Source organism: Rhodococcus oryzae, from assembly GCF_005049235.1.
Lineage (GTDB): Bacteria > Actinomycetota > Actinomycetes > Mycobacteriales > Mycobacteriaceae > Rhodococcus_G > Rhodococcus_G oryzae.
In genome coordinates, this window is record NZ_SUMD01000006.1 from 213,517 (window position 1) to 231,175 (window position 17,659).

Annotated in this window: 23 protein-coding genes; 16 read left to right on the forward strand and 7 right to left on the reverse strand. The window is 66.9% G+C overall.

Translation table 11 applies throughout. The features are described 5' to 3' along the window. The first annotated feature begins 60 nt into the window (after nt 1-60). From FCG67_RS14620 to FCG67_RS14625, 3 genes are all read left to right on the forward strand, one after another. A complete protein-coding gene (locus FCG67_RS14620; RefSeq protein WP_136910470.1) occupies nt 61-654 on the forward strand; it encodes an SDR family NAD(P)-dependent oxidoreductase in 594 nt (197 codons plus the stop codon). Nucleotides 655-712: 58 nt separating this feature from the next. Next, nucleotides 713-865, forward strand: a complete 153-nt coding sequence (locus FCG67_RS25010) for a hypothetical protein (RefSeq protein ID WP_169310532.1) — start codon at nt 713-715, stop codon at nt 863-865. A gap of 848 nt (nt 866-1,713) precedes the next feature. Further along, a complete protein-coding gene (locus tag FCG67_RS14625) occupies nt 1,714-2,646 on the forward strand; it encodes a glycoside hydrolase family protein (RefSeq protein ID WP_136910471.1) in 933 nt (310 codons plus the stop codon). Nucleotides 2,647-2,654: 8 nt separating this feature from the next. Here the strand turns inward: FCG67_RS14625 and FCG67_RS14630 are convergent, their stop codons facing one another. After that, on the reverse strand, nt 2,655-3,632 hold the full coding sequence (locus FCG67_RS14630) for a pseudouridine synthase (protein ID WP_136910472.1): 978 nt from the start codon (nt 3,630-3,632) through the stop codon (nt 2,655-2,657). 274 nt (nt 3,633-3,906) lie between these two features. On the opposite strand from FCG67_RS14630, the gene FCG67_RS14635 reads away from it, so the two are divergent. From FCG67_RS14635 to FCG67_RS14660, 5 genes are all read left to right on the forward strand, one after another. Next, entirely contained in the window at nt 3,907-4,431 is a 525-nt protein-coding gene (locus FCG67_RS14635) for a hypothetical protein (RefSeq protein WP_136910473.1), read from the forward strand. A 232-nt stretch (nt 4,432-4,663) separates the two neighbouring features. Beyond that, nucleotides 4,664-6,361, forward strand: a complete 1,698-nt coding sequence (locus FCG67_RS14640) for an alkaline phosphatase D family protein (protein WP_136910474.1) — start codon at nt 4,664-4,666, stop codon at nt 6,359-6,361. A gap of 192 nt (nt 6,362-6,553) precedes the next feature. After that, on the forward strand, nt 6,554-7,729 hold the full coding sequence (locus tag FCG67_RS14645; protein WP_136910475.1) for an NAD(P)/FAD-dependent oxidoreductase: 1,176 nt from the start codon (nt 6,554-6,556) through the stop codon (nt 7,727-7,729). Between the two features lie 189 nt (nt 7,730-7,918). Then, nucleotides 7,919-9,217 carry an alpha/beta fold hydrolase gene (locus tag FCG67_RS25190; protein WP_246045078.1) on the forward strand — a complete coding sequence of 433 codons (1,299 nt, stop codon included), beginning with the start codon at nt 7,919-7,921 and terminating at the stop codon, nt 9,215-9,217. 152 nt (nt 9,218-9,369) lie between these two features. Next, a complete protein-coding gene (locus FCG67_RS14660; RefSeq protein ID WP_136910476.1) occupies nt 9,370-10,260 on the forward strand; it encodes an RNA polymerase sigma-70 factor in 891 nt (296 codons plus the stop codon). A 113-nt stretch (nt 10,261-10,373) separates the two neighbouring features. On the opposite strand, the gene FCG67_RS25015 is transcribed toward FCG67_RS14660, so the two are convergent. Further along, nucleotides 10,374-10,532 carry a hypothetical protein gene (locus tag FCG67_RS25015; RefSeq protein ID WP_169310533.1) on the reverse strand — a complete coding sequence of 53 codons (159 nt, stop codon included), beginning with the start codon at nt 10,530-10,532 and terminating at the stop codon, nt 10,374-10,376. 90 nt (nt 10,533-10,622) lie between these two features. Then, the gene (locus FCG67_RS14665; protein ID WP_246045080.1) at nt 10,623-11,027 is read right to left on the reverse strand and encodes a MarR family winged helix-turn-helix transcriptional regulator; all 405 of its coding nucleotides are present in this window, start codon (nt 11,025-11,027) and stop codon (nt 10,623-10,625) included. 157 nt (nt 11,028-11,184) lie between these two features. Between FCG67_RS14665 and FCG67_RS14670 the strand changes: the two genes are divergently transcribed. The 3 genes from FCG67_RS14670 to FCG67_RS14680 are packed head-to-tail and all read left to right on the forward strand — an operon-like array spanning nt 11,185 to nt 13,013. After that, nucleotides 11,185-11,817: an SgcJ/EcaC family oxidoreductase gene (locus FCG67_RS14670; protein WP_211243211.1), complete on the forward strand. Its 633-nt coding sequence runs from the start codon at nt 11,185-11,187 to the stop codon at nt 11,815-11,817. Continuing rightward, nucleotides 11,814-12,536 carry an SDR family NAD(P)-dependent oxidoreductase gene (locus FCG67_RS14675; RefSeq protein WP_136910478.1) on the forward strand — a complete coding sequence of 241 codons (723 nt, stop codon included), beginning with the start codon at nt 11,814-11,816 and terminating at the stop codon, nt 12,534-12,536. Before FCG67_RS14670 ends, FCG67_RS14675 begins: the two co-directional genes overlap by 4 nt. A gap of 42 nt (nt 12,537-12,578) precedes the next feature. Then, nucleotides 12,579-13,013, forward strand: coding sequence for an SgcJ/EcaC family oxidoreductase (locus tag FCG67_RS14680; RefSeq protein ID WP_246045081.1), 435 nt, complete (start codon nt 12,579-12,581; stop codon nt 13,011-13,013). 36 nt (nt 13,014-13,049) lie between these two features. Here FCG67_RS14680 and FCG67_RS14685 read toward each other — a convergent pair whose 3' ends face one another. Continuing rightward, on the reverse strand, nt 13,050-13,472 hold the full coding sequence (locus tag FCG67_RS14685) for a hypothetical protein (protein WP_246045082.1): 423 nt from the start codon (nt 13,470-13,472) through the stop codon (nt 13,050-13,052). 151 nt (nt 13,473-13,623) lie between these two features. On the opposite strand from FCG67_RS14685, the gene FCG67_RS14690 reads away from it, so the two are divergent. Continuing rightward, on the forward strand, nt 13,624-13,878 hold the full coding sequence (locus tag FCG67_RS14690) for a hypothetical protein (protein WP_136910480.1): 255 nt from the start codon (nt 13,624-13,626) through the stop codon (nt 13,876-13,878). A 35-nt stretch (nt 13,879-13,913) separates the two neighbouring features. On the opposite strand, the gene FCG67_RS14695 is transcribed toward FCG67_RS14690, so the two are convergent. After that, nucleotides 13,914-14,786, reverse strand: a complete 873-nt coding sequence (locus tag FCG67_RS14695; protein ID WP_136910481.1) for a PE-PPE domain-containing protein — start codon at nt 14,784-14,786, stop codon at nt 13,914-13,916. Nucleotides 14,787-14,879: 93 nt separating this feature from the next. Here FCG67_RS14695 and FCG67_RS14700 point away from each other — a divergent pair, with 93 nt between their 5' ends. After that, the gene (locus FCG67_RS14700) at nt 14,880-15,245 is read left to right on the forward strand and encodes a VOC family protein (protein ID WP_136910482.1); all 366 of its coding nucleotides are present in this window, start codon (nt 14,880-14,882) and stop codon (nt 15,243-15,245) included. A gap of 10 nt (nt 15,246-15,255) precedes the next feature. Here FCG67_RS14700 and FCG67_RS14705 read toward each other — a convergent pair whose 3' ends face one another. Both FCG67_RS14705 and FCG67_RS14710 read right to left on the reverse strand, forming a co-directional pair. Then, complete coding sequence (locus tag FCG67_RS14705; protein WP_136910483.1) at nt 15,256-15,741, reverse strand: SRPBCC family protein; 486 nt, start codon at nt 15,739-15,741, stop codon at nt 15,256-15,258. A 2-nt stretch (nt 15,742-15,743) separates the two neighbouring features. Beyond that, nucleotides 15,744-16,070 (reverse strand): ArsR/SmtB family transcription factor, encoded by a 327-nt coding sequence (locus FCG67_RS14710; protein WP_136910484.1) that lies wholly within the window; start codon nt 16,068-16,070, stop codon nt 15,744-15,746. Between the two features lie 76 nt (nt 16,071-16,146). On the opposite strand from FCG67_RS14710, the gene FCG67_RS14715 reads away from it, so the two are divergent. Genes FCG67_RS14715 through FCG67_RS14725 form a run of 3 tightly spaced genes read left to right on the forward strand, consistent with a single transcriptional unit; the run spans nt 16,147 to nt 17,657 of the window. Continuing rightward, on the forward strand, nt 16,147-16,359 hold the full coding sequence (locus tag FCG67_RS14715) for a DUF4287 domain-containing protein (protein ID WP_136910485.1): 213 nt from the start codon (nt 16,147-16,149) through the stop codon (nt 16,357-16,359). Nucleotides 16,360-16,393: 34 nt separating this feature from the next. After that, entirely contained in the window at nt 16,394-16,981 is a 588-nt protein-coding gene (locus FCG67_RS14720) for a methyltransferase family protein (protein ID WP_246045083.1), read from the forward strand. A 34-nt stretch (nt 16,982-17,015) separates the two neighbouring features. Further along, entirely contained in the window at nt 17,016-17,657 is a 642-nt protein-coding gene (locus FCG67_RS14725) for a ClpP family protease (RefSeq protein WP_269589479.1), read from the forward strand. The last annotated feature ends 2 nt before the right edge of the window (nt 17,658-17,659 follow it).

The window sequence follows — 17,659 nt, forward strand, 5'->3', positions numbered from 1 at the left end:
TTCATGACCAACCCATCACGCGAGCTTGGAGCAATCACATGCCAGCTGTACTGGTGACCGGTGCCAGCCGAGGGATCGGCCTGGCGAATCATCGTGCAGGGCCCCGTCGAGGCGACGTCGCTCGATGACCTGACTCGGCAGTTGGACGTCAACGTCACGTCCCAGATCGCGGTGGTCCAGGCCGTGCTTCCCCAGTTGCGGGAGGCTCGCGGCCGGGTGGTGTTCATTTCCTCGGTCAGCGGCTTGATCACCCTGCCGGGCACCGGTGCCTACAGCGCATCGAAGTACGCCCTCGAGTCACTGGCTGATGCCCTCCGGATGGAGCTGCGCCCGTGGCGGATCCCGGTGTCACTCATCGAGCCCGGACCCACGCGCACCGACATGTGGGGTGACGTTCTCGAGGACTACGACCGCATGACCGAGCAGCTGAGCCCGGCGCATCGTGAGCTGTACGCATCGCACCTGGCGGGCAACCGCAAACTGCTGGGTCGCATGCAGAGACTCGCGGGCGATCCCGAGAAGGTCGTGGCGGCTGTCGACCGCGCCCCGCAGGTCAAAGAGAAGGCTCGCATCCGTTTGGAGATGGCCTGCGACAAGCTGCAAAGGAGCTGCTGCGTATCGCGATTGATGACCCCGATGTCCCCGACACGGTGAAGCCGGCCGTGATCCGCGATGCCCCTTCTCGCGGATTGGCATCACCGAGAAGACCGCCGTGGAGCTTCACGTCGGCCCGACGAAGGCGTACGAGGCGATCCTGACGGACGTGCTGACGGGCGGCAGTCGCGCCGAGTCCCGCGTCCGTCCGCAGCAGAACCCGTCGAGGCTTGGTCTGGCCAACGTTTCCAACGGTCATATATGCAGGTAGAGGCGTCTTCTCCACTGGTGTCAACTCTTGCAAACGCCCAGGATCGAATTCCGCTTCAACGTCTAGACGCCCCGAACGGGCGGTTACCGGGACTAACGCCGAGTGCGTGTCCTGGTGACCGCCCGTTCGTCGTCGGTCCCGCTCCCACTCGTCCTACGACAGCCACAGCGGGAGTTCGAATGTATGACCGAACACGTCGCAGGTCATGGGCGGTCGCGGGTCCACCATGACCCTGCCGCAGACGAACCCATCAGCGAGCGACCCGTCAGAGGACGTGTCGGCTGCGGAGGCGGTACCGGCCCCGGTGACAAGGCCTGCGGCCACCGGGGCAGTGGCCGCGATGGTGGATGCGATACGACGATTCGAGACACGAGGCACGGTTGATCCCTCTCAATTCTGTGACGCCCGGCGACGCTTCCGATTCGTCTGCCGGGAGGGCGATTTCTGCGGACACCGTAGCGTGGTGGCGCGAACGCGGAGGCGGATTCGGGTTCATCTGTGGCACTTGATGATTCGTATGACGCTACACATATCTTGTGGGCGCCGAGCAATGCCACGGGACTCGGCGCTTCTCGCCGTCGCGACGATCCTCTGTCAGTGCCCCGACGCGGGCCCCTCGGCCAACGTCCGACAGGTAGTGAGCGCCGAGACATCACCAGGCCGGCGGTTGTGCGGTCGAGTCGGCGGATCGGCGTCAGATCCGGGTTGTCGAGGCGCGTATAGCGTCACCACACCGAAGTCGGTAACGATCAGCTGCGCCTGCGGCCAAAGCTACGCATTGTGCGCCTGCTGCCAGAGATACTGCACCGGTGATGCCGACCAAACGAAACGGCTTTTCCGCCATATCGATGGTGCTGCTCGCAGTCGCGGGCTTGCTGGTCGCGGCCCCGGGGAGCAGTGGCGCCGCACCGCCCGCCTGGCGATACACGATGGTGGCGTTCAGCAACACCAGCGACCGCGACCTGGATGTCTACGAGTCGGGGGACGCCACTCAATTCCAGCCCCTCCGACTGTCGGCGTATCGGCCTCCGTCAGGGGTGGTGCGTGACCCGAGCATCTTCCGGCACACGGACGGGTTGTACTACCTCACCTACACGACGGTCGACGGGGCGAACATCGGCTTCGCGCGCAGCAGCGACCGCATCAACTGGACGTTCCTGGGGGCCTGGCCGGTCCCGTTCTGCTGCGCGTTCCTGCCGGGCACGGGAGACGGAACGGGCTCGGCGAGCCCGCCGGGCTCCTCGGGGTCGGCCGGGTTCAGCGACGGACCGTCGCTGTCGCCGTTCACCACGAAGGCCTGGGCACCCGAATGGTTCGTGGACGGCGACCGCGTCAGCGTCATCCTGTCGATGTCGACCGGCGGCGGATTCGTGCCGTATCTGATGACCGCGCTGGATCCGTCGCTCCGAATCTGGGGCCCGCCCACTCCGCTCGACGGGATCGGCGCGGACCACATCGACACCACCGTGGTCAAGGTGGGTTCGACGTACCACGCGTTCACCAAGAACGAGACGAAGAAGGTCGTCGAGCATGCGGTCGCGCCGTCGGTGACGGGGCCCTATTCATTTGTCCCGCCTGGAAATTGGGGCTCGCTGGTGGAGGGTCCGGCCGTGGTTCAGTTGCCGAACGGCAACTGGCGGATATATCTCGACGCCTATACCGAAGGAAAGTATCTCTATTCCGACAGTACGGATGGGCTGAACACCTGGTCGCCCGTGCAAGAGCTTCCAGGCCTTTCCGGGGCGGTGCGCCATGTCGGCGTGATGAGAGAGCCTGCGTAACGGCCCGCTCAGTGCTCCGACATGGGCGCCTCGCCCAACGTCCGGCGGGTGACGAACCGCCGCGGCATCCCCGACAGCGGATCGGTGAATTCCAGTTCCCGCGCGAGCAATTGGAGTGGGAGGCAATGATCGTCCGGCGCCTCGGGCAGCAGGTCGGGGTACAAGCGGTCGCCCAGGATCCCGACGCCGAGCGCTGCCAGATGGATCCGCAACTGGTGCATCCGCCCGGTGTGCGGACGCAGGACCGTGTGCAGCACAGCACGTCCGGAGGAGCTGACGCCGGTGTCACGGACCTCGACCGCCGTCTCGGCGTTGGGCTCGCGTGAGTCGTCGACGACGGCCCGCAACTCGCCGCGCCGAGCCTCGATGTGGTTGCGGTAGGTGACGGGAACGGCGCGACCGGCAAGCGTCGGTGCGTGCGGGTCCCACCCGTGCGGTCGCGCCGACACCGCCTCGTAGACCTTCGTGACCAGCCGCTTCTCGAACAGCGACTGGTATGCGCCGCGCGTCGCGGGACGGGCCGAGAACATCACCAGGCCTGCGGTCCCGCGGTCGAGTCGATGGATCGGCGCCAGATCCGGGTTGTCGAGGCGGACGCGCAATCGGACGAGCGCCGACTCGCGCAGGTAGCGCCCGCTCGGGGTGGTCGGGAGGAAGTGCGGCTTGTCGATCACGACGAGGTGGTCGTCGACGTGCAGGATCTCCTCGTGGAACGGCACCGGGTTCTCCGCCGGCAGGTCGCGGTAGTACCAGACGAACGGGTGCGCGCCCAGCGCCGTGCCGCGACCGATCGGACTGCCGTCGGTGCCCACGATCTCGCCGGCGTCGAACCGTCGGTGCAGGTCGTCCGCGTCCAGGTGGTCGAACCTCGCGATGACGTACTCGGCGACCGTCGCCCACGGCCCGGACGTCGGGACGCGCAGCCGCGTCGGTCCGACCCCGTTCTTGACGGGTAGCGGGGAGGGCATCGGCACGAGCATCATCATCCCACCGACTGTTGACGCGGACGTGCCGCGGGGGTTTCGCGAGGTCAGGCGCGCGCGAACAGGCGCATGACAGAAAAGCCACTGCAGAACGGGCGGTTTCCGGGACAAACGTCGAGTACGTATCCCGGAAACCGCCCGTTCGTCGTCGCAGTGGAAGGAAGGAAGAGAATCCTCGGTCAGATGTAGATCAACTGTGTAGCATCGGCCCGACCCAGAACCCGACCGGTTGGTTTTGTGATGCAAGGTCGGGATTCGCTGAAACAGGAAGGTCACCATGAAGCCGATCGTCTCGCGATCCCTGCTCGCCACCGCTCTGATCCCTGTCGCATTGCTTACGGCTCCTCCCGCCAGTGCTGCCGCCCCCGATGACGTCACCGCGACGGTGGCCGTGAGCGGGCACACGGTGTATGTCACCATCGACAACCGACTTCCGATCACCTTGGGGTGCAGCGCCTATCCACGTCATGGAACGGGCAGCTACAGCGGATTCGACTATGTGGAGCCGGGTGGGACCAAGACCTTTCGCCTGTACGAGTACGCCGAGGTCCAGGGCGGTGTGAAGGTTGTCGGAACCCGCCTCGCTGATGGCGCGTACGACATTCAGTGGCGCTGCCAGGACGCCCGCGACATCGGTCTGCCGTCGGGAACGCCTCCCGCGAGTGGCGAGTGGGGAACGATTCCCGTCGCCGAGTACCCGGCGCAGCCGATCGCTGTATCCGTGCCCGCGGCGGGGCCGGACGGTCCCGACTTGCCTGGTACGGGCGCGACCGGTTCGCTCGACAATCTGTTCGGGTCGTAGCGCGACGTCATACCGCCATCTCGACGGCCTTTTCGGCCTAGAACCCGCAGGTCTCTCGGAACGATACGTTCCGAGAGACCTGCGGGTTCTGTCGTTCGTGGGTGGTTACCCGTACCCCTCTCCGACGGATTGGACCTGGCCGGTTGGTGAATAGAAGGGAAACAACCGCAGAACAGATCGTTCACGTCTAGGGTCGTCACGAACTTTGTCCCTACCGCACCTGAGGTGGCTTGTGGCTTTTCCGCCCACCAACGTTTCCCGCCGCGCCTTCCTGGCCGGCCTGTCCGTGCTCGGCGGCGCGACCCTGCTGCCCGCCGCGGCGAACGCCACTCCCGTCCTCCGCCAGGCCCCCGATGCCGGAGCTGGACTGATACGCAACCCCGAGTTCGGCAACGGGGTCATGGCCGGGGTGCCGCGCACCGACGGCGCGACGTTGTGGACGCGCGTCGGCGCGGCGGGGGGTACGGGCAGCCTCGAGACCGGCAGTCTCGGCGGCGGCAGCGTCGGTGGCAGTGCCAGCGGCAGTGCCGGTAGCAGCGGCGCGGGCGGTGAATTGGCGTTGGTCGTCTCGAGGCGGGAGGACCTGTCGAGCCCGGTACTCGCCGAACGGGTTCAGGTACGTGAAGATGCCGACGGCACAGTGCATTTCGATATAAACGGACTGGCTCCGGGGGAGACCTACTACTACCAGTTCCGGGGTAACGGGGGCGAGTCGCCGGTCGGTCGGTTCCGGACGCTGCGGCCAGCCGATTCCAACGAGCCGGTCCGCATCGGCTGGTTCACCTGCCAGGGCTTCGAGGAGGGCTACTACGCGGCGCACCGGCATCTCGCCGAGGAGGACCTCGACTTCGTCGTGTGCCTCGGTGACTACGTGTACGAGTTCACCAAGCCGGGCGTCCGGGGCGTCACGACCAACCCGTTCCCGCAGACCATCGACGCCATGCGGGACAAGTACCGCCAGTACCGCACCGACGCGAACCTGCGGCAGATGCACAGCCAGCACGCGTTCATCCCGATCTGGGACGACCACGAGTTCCGCAACAACTACAGCAAGGACGGCTGGACGTTCCCGGTGATCTCACCCATCGAGGGCGCGGTCGGGTTCCAGCAGAAGAAGCAGTGGGCGTGGCAGTCGTGGTTCGAGCACATGCCGGTTCCCCGTTTCGCCAACGACCCGACGCGCACGTACCGCTCGTTGCGGGTGGGCAAGACGGTGGAACTGTTCGCGCCCGATACCCGGCAGTACCGGGACCGGCAGGCCTGCGGCGACTCCCTTGACCACATCGTGTGCGCCGAGGCCGACGCGGCGGGCCGGACCATGCTGGGCGCGGCGCAGAAGCAATGGCTGCTCGACGGCATGACCAGGTCGGACGCCCACTGGAAGGTGGTGGCGAACGCCAACATGATGATGGGCATGGTGGTGGCGGACAACGGCACCCGGGCCTACATGGACACCTGGGACGGCTACGGCGCCGAGCGAGCGGAGATCCTGTCGACCGCGGCCCAGTCGGTGGACAACCTGGTCCTGGTCACCGGCGACGACCACGACGGCTGGGCAGGCGAGCTGTGGGACACCGGGTTCGCGCCTGGCACGCCGAGCGGTGCCCAGGCCAACGCGCCTGGCACCCGGCGCGCGGGTGTCGAGTTCGTCGTCCCGTCCGTCACCTCCGCCAACACAGCGGACGGCGGCTACACCAGCAGCAGCGACAACACCGGCGGGGCGCGCGCTGAGGAGGTCAACCGGCGGGACAAGAACCCGCACGTCAAGCACGCCGACATGGTCAGTCACGGGTACGGCGTCCTCGAGGTCGACGCGAGCGAGGCGCGCTTCCAGTTCCGGACGGTGGACAAGCTGAACCCGAACTCGGGCGTGGAGACGACGAAGGCGCTGCGCACCCCGGCCGGGCAGTCGGTGATCGAGACCGTGTGATATCCCTCGGCGGTGCCCGGCCGGCTGTTCACTCGCAGGCGACCCCGTAGCCGACCGGGTCGAGCCGATGTGACCGCTGATGTGGTATGGATCACATCGGCGGGGTGTCACGTTTCGCTGTCGTTGCTTGTCCCATGGACGTCACCAACCAACGAACCCCGTACCGGTGACGCCGACTATGGGAGCAACGCCATGAACAACCCGCATCGGATCGTCGTCCTCGGCGCCGGCTACACCGGCATGCTGGCCGCAGTGCGGTTGGCGAGGCGGACTCGCAAGCTCGATGTCGCCATCACCCTGGTTAACCCATCCGCCCGGTTCACCGAGCGGCTGCGGATGCACCAGATCGCGGCGGGCCAGGAACTGGCCGACCATCGGATTCCCGAACTGTTGGCAGGCACCGGCGTCGAATTCGTCCAGGGCTGGGCCACGTCCATCGACACGGCCGGCAGGCAGGTCCTCGTCGACTGCACCACGGCCATGCACTACGACACCCTCGTCTATGCGCTCGGCAGCAGCACCGACACCGACACTGTGCCCGGCGCCGCCGACCACGCCTGGACCTTGAACGATCCGCGCGCCGCGCACCGTTTCTCCGAGCGGCTCGCGGTGGTCGAAGCCGATGGCGGCAACGTCGCGGTCTGCGGCGGCGGCCTGACCGGCATCGAGGCCGCGGCCGAGATCGCCGAGAACCACCCGGGATTGACGGTCACCCTGGTCAGCGGCAGCGAGCCTGGCGCGATGATGGGCGACAAGGCGCGGGCCTACCTGAACAGGACACTGGACCGGCTCGGTGTGGCGCGCGAGATTGGTCAGGCCGTCACCAAGGTGCTTCCGGACGCGGTCGAGCTGGCCAACGGTGACGTGGTTCCCACGGACCTGATCCTGTGGACCACCGGTGTCCGGGTCTCTCCTCTAGCCGCCCAGGCGGGCATCGAAACCGACGCACGCGGGCTGATCGTCGTCGACTCGACCCTGCATTCGGTGTCGCACCCGAACATCCACGCCATCGGCGATGCCGCCGCGGTGCGCCAGGCCTGGGGCCAGATCCACGGCACCTGCCAGTCCGGCCTGCCGACCGCCGCCCACACCGCCGACACCATCGCGCGGGAACTGCGCGGCAAGAAGGCGAAGCCGTTCCGGTTCGGCTATGTCCATCAGCCGGTCAGCCTCGGACGCAAGGATGCGGTCATCCAGTTCACCAAGGCCAATGACACCGCGGGACGGTTCCACCTGGCGGGTCGTGCCGCGGTGATGTACAAGGAGGCGGTCAGCAGCAGCCCGGTGCCGACCTTCAGGATGAGCACGAAGATGACGATGTCGGTCCAGCTGTCCAAGGGCGGCAAAGCCACTCGCGCGACCGCATGACGCCACCACTCCCAATCGATATCGAAGCAATGAAAGAGGCATCGGACATGGAGATCCCCCGGATCACTCACGGATATGTCGACGTCGATGACGTTCGGATCTTCTACCGCGAAACCCGGTCCCAGTGACGGGCTTCCGCTGCTGTTGCTGCACGGCTTCCCCACAGCCTCACATCAATTCAGTCGGCTCATGGACGCGCTCGGCTCGCGCTACCGGCTGATCGCACCCGACTACCCGGGATTCGGCCACACCGAAGCGCCCGCCGATTTCGTCTATTCCTTCGAGCACCTCGCCGAGCTGGTCGAGGGGTTTGTCGCGAAGCTGGGGTTGCACCGGTTCGTCTTGTACACCTTCGACTTCGGCGGCCCGATCGGGTTGCGCTTGGCAACGCGCAACCCGGGGGCGATTGCCGGACTGATCGTGCAGAATGCCAACGCGTATGAAGAAGGACTGTCCCCGCTGGCACTGGACACCATCGCCGCGCCCGCCGAGGCGTTCGACGGCCTGTTCACCCTGCCGGTCACCCGCAGCCAGTACGAGGGCGGCACCACCAGGCCCGAACTGATCGCCCCCGACGGATGGACCCTCGACCAGCATTTCCTCGATCTCCCCGGGCGCAAGGACGCCCAGCGCGCTCTGGCGTTGGACTACAAGAACAACGTCACTCTCTACCCGGAGTGGCAGGCGTGGCTGCGGGAATACCAGCCGCCGACGCTGATCATCTGGGGCCGAGGTGACGCCTTCTTCACGGAGACGGGTGCCCGTGCCTACCTGCGCGATCTGCCACACGCACAACTGCACATCTTCGACACCGGGCATTTCGCGCTGGAGGAGAACCTCCCAGAGATCGCACCACTCATCGCCGAATTCCTCGAAAGGTATACCCGCATGAAGGTCGCGATCATCGGGGCCACCGGCAACCTCGGCGGCGCTGTGGCACGTGAGGCCGCTGCACGCGGCCATGACATCACCCCGCTGGGCAGCGGCAACATCGACGTCACCGACCCGGACTCGATCAAAGCCGCTGTCACCGGCCACGACGCAGTAGTTGTGTCGGTCAAGGGCTCTGACCGTCTGGTGCCGCGCGCGGCCGAGGCCCTGCTCGAGGCGCTGCCATCTGCCGGTGTGAACCGCGTGATCTTCCTGGGCGGTGGAGGAAGCCTCCAATCGGAGTCGGGCCGGCCCTTCGTTGAATCCCCAGACTTTCCTGCGCAATACCTGGAAACCGCGCTCGACCAGTCCGAGGCCCTGCGGATCTTCCGTTCCTCCGAAACCCCGGTCGAGTGGTCCTACGCCAGCCCGCCCCCGGTCTACCTGGTCCCCGGCGACAAGACCGGCGCCTACCTGGTCGAGGCCCGCGACACACCTCTGGCCAACGAGAACGGCGAAAGCCGAATCACCATCGGTGACTATGCCTCCGCAATCGTCGACACCCTCGAAACCGGAGCCTTTGTCCGCGAACGGTTCACCGCCGCCGCCACAGACTGAAGGGCTACCGTGCCTGCCGCGCCATCGAGGCGGGCCGGTAGGTTCTTGCCGGGCTGCTCAGATCCAGGCCGGGCACCCGACGCACGACCTTGCCGCGCCGTGTGTGGCACCTGACTTGTACGGCCTGAGTCTTCGGGAAGGTCCAAGAGTTGATGGATGACACTGTGGCTGTTCGAGATCCCTTCATCGAGCACCGGCGGCTGCTGTTCTCGACTGCCTACCGGATGCTCGGCACCGTCACAGATGCGGAGGACGTCCTGCAGGACACCTGGTTGAAGTGGAACGACACCGATCAGTCGACGGTCATCCACCCCAAGTCCTATCTGGTCCGCACGGTCACCAACCTGTCCTTGAACCGACTCACCTCCGCCAAGGCTACTCGCGAAACCTACATCGGCCCTTGGCTTCCCGAGCCACTGCTGACCTCGCCGAACGTCGCAGAGGGCACCGAATTGGCCGACACCGTCTCCACCGCGATGTTGGTTGTGCTGGAAACCCTGAGCCCCGTCGAACGCGCAGTGTTCCTCCTGCGCGAGGTCTTCGGCTACTCGCACGCCGAGATCGCCGACACCCTCGACAGGCCCGAGGCCACGGTCCGTCAGATCGCGCACCGAGCCAAGGGGCACGTGCAGTCCCGCCGCCCGCGCTTCGATACCGACAAGGCCGAGCGGGCGCACGTCACCGAGCAGTTCATGGCCGCCTGCTCGGGTGGTGATCTCAAAGCGTTGATGGACCTGCTCGCGCCCGATGTCACCGCGTGGTCCGACGGTGGCGGCGTGGTGACTGCGGCGCGCCGTCCGTTGCACGGCCCTGACCATGTGGCCCGTTGGATCCTCGGCGTGCTTGCCAAACCCGTCTCGGCGGGCTTCACGCTCGAATCCGCCCATATCAATGGTGAACTCGGCGCGCTCGCCGGCATAGGTGGCAACCCGGGTGCTGCCTTCACCTACGACATCGTCGATGGCCGCATCCAGAACCTTCGCTTCCAGATCAATCCGAACAAGCTCAAGGGGTTGTATATCGGGACCGACACTCTCGGATGACGGTCCCGTCCCGCGGGGCCGATCGGGCGTGGGTCATCTCGGTCACGGCGCAGGGCACCGCGCCGACGCCTACCGTTTTCGGGTGGTGTCGGGCGGTGCCCGGTGTTAGTGCTTTAGGTGGCGAAGGGGAGTTGGCCTTCGGTCCAGGCGGCGGGTCGTCCGCAGCCGGGGAAGTGCCAGCCGCAGTCGCGGGCATTGAGGGCGCGGCGGAGTTTGCGGGGGATGAGGCGAGTGGTGCGTCCGACGTCGATGGGGTTGTCGTCGGTGTCCATGGTGATGGGGCATTGGCCTGATTTGACCCGGTGTGGCCCTGTCGGAGCGGATCCATGCCAGGTGCGTCGCGGCCGTAGTGGGCGATGGGGTCAATCGGCGCTCCGGTCGTGTTCGGCGATTTCGTCGACCGATTGCTGGAATGCCTCGGACGCGCGGGCGAAGTAGTCGAAGAGTAGTTCGCGCTGTTGCGGGGTGTAACTCGCGATGATGTCGCCGATCCTGCGCCGGGCCGGGGTCAGCACCTTGTCGAGGTCGGCGGGTGAGTCGATCGGTTCGACGATGACCTTGCGTCGGTCGCCGGGGTCGGCGGCCCGGCGCACGTAGCCCGCCTGTTCGAGGCGGTCGATGAGCCGGGTTGTGGGTCCGGTGGTCAGGCCTGTGCGCGCGCCGAGTTCGCCGGGCGTCATGGCGCCGTTCAGTTCGAGGATGTTCAGCGCGTACAGGTCGGTCGCGCCCAGGTCGACGGCCTTCGCGCCCGCTTGGGCGTGCAGCACAACAGAACTCAGGTACCGACGGAAGATGGCGCTCGGATCGCTTGCGTGCCGAGGTGTTGACAAGGGTGACCCTCTCTCGTAATCTCTTCCTCAACGAAGAAACATCGCCAGGGAAGAGAAATCTTCTAAGCAGAGAATAACACGGAGGGCTCCTGCTATGACTGTTGTCGATACGAAACCGACCACATCGGGCAAGTCGCGCCGCCGCACCATTGTTCGGGTGCTCGGCGCGACCACCCTCGCGCTCGGAATGACCGCCGCCGGCGGCTACCTGTGGCTGAACCAGACCTCCGAGGTCCGAAACACCGGCGTCGCCGAGTGCACGACGGTCACCCCCGACGGCGGTTCAGACGCCGACCTGCGGGGGGTGTGCGCGACCTTGAGTGCGATGACCGAGGCATGGGGCCGCAATGATGCCGACGCCTACGGCGCGGTATTCACCGAGAACGCGAGCTACACCACCTTCATCGGCACCCACTACCAGGGGCGCAGCGATCTGACCGCGGCGCATCGCGCTCTGTTCACCGGATTCCTGAAGGACACCAAGCTTGCGGACTCCTATCTCGGCGCCCGCTTCTATGGCGGCAACGTGGCCATCGTCACCAGCCGTGGCGACCGCTATGAGAACGACCGTCCGGCCGAGCTGTCCAAGACCCAGACCTACACGCTGGTTCGCGAACAGGACGGACAGTGGCGGATTGCCAGCTTCCACAACACTCAGCGACAGCGGGCGATGGAACGGATCTCCTACCTCCTCGACTCGGAGACCAAGCCGCAGGCGGAGCGATGAAGGCGCTGGTGACCGGCGCGAGCGCGGGCATCGGCCGAGCCTTCGCGAAATCTCTCGCGGCAGCGGGTTACTCGGTGACGGCCGTGGCGCGGGGCGGCGAGACGCTCGAAGCGCTGATCGTCGAACTCGGTGACGGGCACCAATACCTCGTCGCGGACCTCGCGACCGAGGACGGTCTCCGTGTCACGGCGGAGATGATTCGCGGCGGCGGATACTCACTGCTGGTGAACAATGCCGGTGCTGCCGCGCATGGCGACTTCGCCGACCTTCCGCTCGAATCCGCGCTCACCGCACTGGATCTCAACTGCCGGGCCGTGGTGGTGCTGGCGCATGCTTTCCTCGCCGCAGCCGTTCCCGGCAGTGCGCTGGTGAACGTGTCCTCCACGCTCGGGCTCACACCGAAACCTGGCATGAGCGTCTACAGTGCCTCGAAGGCCTTCGTCACCACGTTCTCCGAAGCGCTGTGGCACGAACAGAAGCCACGTGGCGTCCAGGTTCTGGCCGTGTGTCCGGGCGTCACCGCCACCTCCTCGCAGGCGGCCGCTGACGTGCCGTCCTGGCTGATCCAGTCGCCGCAGCAGGTGGTGCAGAGTGCCCGGAAAGCCCTGTCCGACAGCGCCGGTCCGGTCGTGCTCACCAGTCGTGCCAACCGCCTGTTCACCGCCGCGCTGCGGCTGCTGCCTCGGCGCACTGCGTTGTCGTTCCTTGCCTCGACCTGAAATCTACTCCGCGCCAACGATTGAAAGGGCCACACGATGAACATGACTGATGCCACCGCCATCCGTGCGCTGATCGAGCTCAGCCAGGAAGTCTGGAACCGTGGCGACGGGGCCGCTTATGGCGCCTGCTTCACCGCCGATGCCACCGATGTGACCTATGTCGGCACCGTCTACCACGGCGGCGAAGAGATCGGCCGGGCCCATCAGGCGCTGTTCGACAGCTTCCTGAAGGGCACCCGTCTCATCGTCGATATCCTGGAAATCCGCTGCTACGGCAACGATACAGCTGTCGTCGTGACCCGCGGCGAAGCCTCGAAGGGCGAACCGAAGAAGCTGGGAAAGCTCGCGACCTACACCGTCATCCGTGACGTCGATGGCCAGTGGCGTATCGCGGCCGTGCAGAAGACCCAGCACAAGCCGCTGATGGAGGCGGTGTCTTTCAAGTTCCAGCCCGCCACCCGGCCGGCCGCGTACTGACGGCCGGAATCGCAGCGGGATCTGCACCGGCGACCGTCACGGCACGTAGAACGTGGCGAAGCCCGGAGTGACGATCCCGGCCACCGGATTGACGACGGCGACGACCTGCCCGATCCCGGTGTTCACCGTTGCCGCTGCCGGGATCCCGTTCAACCCGTCCGACAGGTGGGTGGTGCCGGTCGCGCCAGTCGACAGGTTCATCCACTGCACCTGCGAGGTGAGCGGGCAGCCCCAGCCTCCGGGATTCCCGCCGGTGATCACCACAGCTCCGGGCTGAGCGCCGACCACCGCCGCGCACCGAGGCGCGGGAGCGTCGAAACTCCCGTTGGGATTCCCGTATGGGGCCGGGTTCACCTGAAACGGAACGGTCACCGGAGCGGCCACGGCAGTCCCCGCGGTCGACAACCCCAACGCGGCGACGGAGATGGCACACATTCCGAGCTTGCGAGCGAGCTTCACAACAGAACTCCTGCAACGCTAGAGGACCCGACCCTGAACACCCACCGTAACGCGCGCGTACTGGACGGTCCGCATGTTGACGGGGCCGGAGTGTCCGGAGACACTGCCGTAAGGCCGGAGTGGGCCGCCAGCACGAGGGAGGTCCCGATCGATGCCGATGCAACAAGCGCAGGCTCGGATGTTCCTGGCCATGCTCCGTCGGGAGGTCGACGACCTGGCGTCAGGCATCGAATCGGCCGAGGCGGACGCGGTCCACGCCCGAAGCGACGGCAACCTCACCCGTCATGCCGAACTACTCGTCAGGGCAGGGGCGCTGGATCGGCGCATGTACGAGGTACACCGAATGATCGCCAGGCTGCAGATGCGGTTCCCCGACGCCGACGATCTCGCGCCCGAGCCCGCCTGAGCCGGATCCTCGACCGCGGCGAGCGCTCGTCGTGGTCAGGCGGCCCGGGTCAGCGTCCGAGGCGTATGTCGAGCCCCGAACGTCGCCTGCACCTGGATCCACTGCGCCAACACCTGGCACCCGGTCAGCCCACCCGCGTCGAGTGGTTCGGTGGCGTATGCGACGTGCCGACCGCCTCGCGGATTGCTCATCCGCACGCGGCCCCAGGTCAGGCGTGCGGGCAGGTAGCCGAGCACCTCCACCGCGGCGGTGCGCAGTCGCCGCAGGTCCGTGCGCCACTGCCGGACGCTCAGTCGGGTCTTGGTCGCGTTCTGGAAGCTGTTGTCTCGGAGCAGTTCCCAGAGTTTGCCCAGCCAGGTGCGGGGTTCCCGGAGTGACATCCAGCGCGTGAGGTCCGCGATGTCGCGCACGTAGCTGTCGTCGCTGGCGTTGCAGATCATGTCCTCGGGGTGCCCGACCCACAGGACCGGGATCGAGTCCGGTATCTCGGGCCCAGGCCCGGCGACGCCGTGTCCGCGGCAGCCCGGCACGGCGCCGTCCGGCTGCTCGGGGTCGGAGATCAGCCCGACCGCGGCGATACCGCCCGCGGCCAGGTCTCCGGCGGCGATGTGCCCCAGCACCTCGCGGATCACCGTGCAGCCCTGCGAGTAGCCGATCAGCATCACCGGACCGTCGGTCTCCGCGACCGCCTCGATCACCCGGCGCACACCGACCTCGGTGCTCTGCCGGTAGCTGAGCCCGCCGACGGCGACGGGGCCGTAGGAGGCGGGGTAGCCGACCCAGCGGGCGACGAAGCGGTCGTCGAGCGTGTCGGTGACCTCGCGCAGCAGCCCGGACACCTCGGTGCGGCGGTCGTCGGGGTGCGACTCCCCGGTGCCACCGACGGCGAGCACGGTTATCTGCGACATGAGTCCACGATGCCCGCGCCAGGTAAGGATCCGTTCAGGGACGCCTGAGAAGATCCTGGCAATCGGGGTCCGGCGCGGCTTAGGGTCGAGGCCATGACCCGTCCCGCCATCGGTATGGAGTACACCGTCCTTGACTGTCCCGACCCGGGCGCCCTGGCCGCCTTCTACGGCGCGGTGCTCGGCTGGGAGGTCGCCCGGTCGGACGACCACTGGGTGGTCCTGCAGGGTCCGGGCGCGCTCCGGCTGGCGTTCCAGCTCGCGCCCGACTTCGTCCCCGCCGACTGGCCGGCGAAGGGGGTGCGGGTGCACCTCGACCTGCGAATCGACGACATGGATGCGTCGACGAGGTGGGTGCTCGGGCTGGGCGCGGAGCTCGTCGAGGGACCGGCGGACCACCAGGACTTCGCGGTGTTCCGGGATCCGGCCGGTCACCTCTTCTGCCTGTGCCTGAACGAATGAGCGGCGGCGATCACGCGGCCTTCGCGAGCAGCGCGTCGAGCGCCGCGTAGCTCTCGTTCATGCCGCCCTCCATGCCGGACTGCAGCATGCCGTCGCGTTCGGCGGCGGTGAAGTATTGGCTGTCGATGACGACCTTGGTGCGGCCGTCGCCCAAATCGACGAATTCGACGGAATCGATGCACGGGTGCGCGGGCATGCCGTCCCACTCGAAGGAGTAGACGAGCCGCTCCTTCGGGGTGATCTCCCGGAAGCGTCCCTCGAAGCCGTCGGTTCCGCCCTCGTGGTGCTCGACGAACCGCCAGTGGCCGCCTCGCTCGAAATCCCAGCGCTCGACGTCGAGCGGGTTTCCGCGACCCCACCACTGGGCGAGTTGCTCGGGCTCGGTGTACGCGGCCCAGACCCGGTCGCGGGTGGCGTTGAAGACACGTTCGACGTGGATGTCCCGGTCGCCGGGGGTGGATACGGTCGCGGCGGCGGGGGTGTGTTGTGTGGTCATCGTTACTCCTCCATGCGGTTGAGGAACTGTCCGAGACGGTCCAGGCGGCCCTCGATCTCGAGTTGGTGACTCCGGATCCAGGCGAGCTCGCGGTCGAACGGGTTCGTGCCGAGTCGGCAGTGCCGCACGCGGCCCCGCTTCTCGGTCACGACCATGCCGGAGTCCTCGAGGAGGCGGAGGTGCTTCGTGATGCCGGTGAGGGTCATCTCGAAGCGCTCCGCCAGCTCGCTGACCGTGGCGTCCGTCCGGCCGAGGTGTTCGAGGATCCCGCGTCGAGTGGGATCCGAGAGCGCCGCGAACGAGGCGTCGAGCCGTGAATGCTGAACCATCTAGTTCAGTATTGACCGCAGGTCTGGCGGTGTCAATGGCGGGAATGGCAGGACCCTTGGCGGTAACGTCCCATTCATGACTGAGGCAGTGAAGGGTCCGGCGTCCTACTTTCCGTCGATCGAGAAGAAGTACGGCCGGCCGATCGCGGAGTGGCAGAACAAGATCCGGTCCTCGGACCTGACCAAGCACAAGGAGCTCGTCGACTGGCTCAAGGCCGAGCATGAGATGGGCCACGGGCACGCCAACGCCCTGGTCAAGTACACCCTCGACGAGGACGCGGCCGGCTAGATCGGCACCGGGCCCACGAACGAGGAGGGTTGCCGTGCTCCCGCTGTTCGCGTCCGACCCCGCCGCCGGAGCGATCCTCGCGACGGCGTTCACGGCATTTGTGTTCTCGGAGTTCTGGATCGGGCGTACCCGGCCAGGTAGCGCAGAGCGGGACCAGGACGCGCGCAGCGGGCTCGCGGTCGGGCTTGGGCTGCTGTCCGCCTACGCCGGTGGGCCGGCGATCAGCCTGCTCGTCACGTCGACGGTGATCACCACGGGCGCGGTCTGGTATTTCGTTGCGGGCCTGGCGATCGCGGCTGCGGGCCAGGGCATGCGCCTGCGGGCGGTGTACGAACTCGGGGTCGCCTTCACGTTCAGGGTCCAGGTCGCGCCCGGTCAGACGGTGGTGGACACCGGCCTGTACCGGCGGATCCGGCACCCGTCGTACACCGGCGCGCTGATCTGCGCCCTGGGGTTCACCATCGCGTACACCAATTGGCTCGCACCCCTCGCGGTGCTCGGGCTGGTCCTCGGCTACGTGGTGCGGATCCCGCATGAGGAGCAGACGCTGGCCGAGGGTCTCGGCGAGCCGTACCGGCAGTACATGCGCCGGACCAAGCGGCTGATCCCGTTCGTGTTCTAGGCTCCGACCGGATCCGTCTGCCCTCGGCAGACAAATCGATTCGCCACCGCGCCAAGCGGATACAACGGAATACATGACCACGACACCAGCCCTGACCTACCGAGACCAACTCACCGACCGACTGTTCCGGCAGCGCACCGTGATGCTGACAGGTGAGGTGAACGACGAGATGGCCGAGCGGGCCTGCGCCGAGATGGTGCTGCTCGCCACGGCCGACGCCGAGCGTGACGTCGTCGTCTACATCAATTCGCCCGGCGGCTCCGTGCTGGCCGGGCTCGCCATCTACGACACCATGAAGCTGATCCCCAACGACGTGGTGACCGTCGCGCTCGGGTTCGCCGCGAGCATGGGCCAGGTGCTGCTCGCCTCCGGCACCCACGGAAAGCGGATAAGCCTGGCGCACAGCAGGATCATGATGCACCAGCCGTCGGCAGGCATCGGCGGCACGGCGATGGACATCGCCATCCAGGCCGACAACTGGGAGTACATGAAGCGGCAGTCGGAGGAGATCCTGGCGGCCGAGACCGGCCGCACGGTCGAGGAGATCGCCGCCGACAGCGACAGGGACCGCTGGTTCACCCCCGAGCAGGCACGCGAGTACGGGATGGTCGATCACGTGGTCGGATCGTTCGCGCAGATCGCGCCGTTCGCGACCGCAGGACGGATGGGGCTGTAGTC

What these genes read in the sequence shown, in the direction of transcription:
- FCG67_RS14625 (WP_136910471.1), top strand. Translation starts at nt 1,714, where the DNA reads ATGGTGCTGCTCGCAGTCGCGGGCTTGCTGGTCGCGGCCCCGGGGAGC.
- FCG67_RS25190 (WP_246045078.1), top strand. Translation starts at nt 7,919, where the DNA reads ATGGACGCGCTCGGCTCGCGCTACCGGCTGATCGCACCCGACTACCCG.
- FCG67_RS14670 (WP_211243211.1), top strand. Translation starts at nt 11,185, where the DNA reads ATGACTGTTGTCGATACGAAACCGACCACATCGGGCAAGTCGCGCCGC.
- FCG67_RS14635 (WP_136910473.1), top strand. Translation starts at nt 3,907, where the DNA reads ATGAAGCCGATCGTCTCGCGATCCCTGCTCGCCACCGCTCTGATCCCT.
- FCG67_RS14675 (WP_136910478.1), top strand. Translation starts at nt 11,814, where the DNA reads ATGAAGGCGCTGGTGACCGGCGCGAGCGCGGGCATCGGCCGAGCCTTC.
- FCG67_RS14705 (WP_136910483.1), bottom strand. Translation starts at nt 15,741, where the DNA reads ATGACCACACAACACACCCCCGCCGCCGCGACCGTATCCACCCCCGGC.
- FCG67_RS14710 (WP_136910484.1), bottom strand. Translation starts at nt 16,070, where the DNA reads ATGGTTCAGCATTCACGGCTCGACGCCTCGTTCGCGGCGCTCTCGGAT.
- FCG67_RS14690 (WP_136910480.1), top strand. Translation starts at nt 13,624, where the DNA reads ATGCCGATGCAACAAGCGCAGGCTCGGATGTTCCTGGCCATGCTCCGT.
- FCG67_RS14680 (WP_246045081.1), top strand. Translation starts at nt 12,579, where the DNA reads ATGACTGATGCCACCGCCATCCGTGCGCTGATCGAGCTCAGCCAGGAA.
- FCG67_RS14645 (WP_136910475.1), top strand. Translation starts at nt 6,554, where the DNA reads ATGAACAACCCGCATCGGATCGTCGTCCTCGGCGCCGGCTACACCGGC.
- FCG67_RS14630 (WP_136910472.1), bottom strand. Translation starts at nt 3,632, where the DNA reads ATGATGATGCTCGTGCCGATGCCCTCCCCGCTACCCGTCAAGAACGGG.
- FCG67_RS14695 (WP_136910481.1), bottom strand. Translation starts at nt 14,786, where the DNA reads ATGTCGCAGATAACCGTGCTCGCCGTCGGTGGCACCGGGGAGTCGCAC.
- FCG67_RS14660 (WP_136910476.1), top strand. Translation starts at nt 9,370, where the DNA reads ATGGATGACACTGTGGCTGTTCGAGATCCCTTCATCGAGCACCGGCGG.
- FCG67_RS14700 (WP_136910482.1), top strand. Translation starts at nt 14,880, where the DNA reads ATGACCCGTCCCGCCATCGGTATGGAGTACACCGTCCTTGACTGTCCC.
- FCG67_RS25015 (WP_169310533.1), bottom strand. Translation starts at nt 10,532, where the DNA reads ATGGACACCGACGACAACCCCATCGACGTCGGACGCACCACTCGCCTC.
- FCG67_RS14715 (WP_136910485.1), top strand. Translation starts at nt 16,147, where the DNA reads ATGACTGAGGCAGTGAAGGGTCCGGCGTCCTACTTTCCGTCGATCGAG.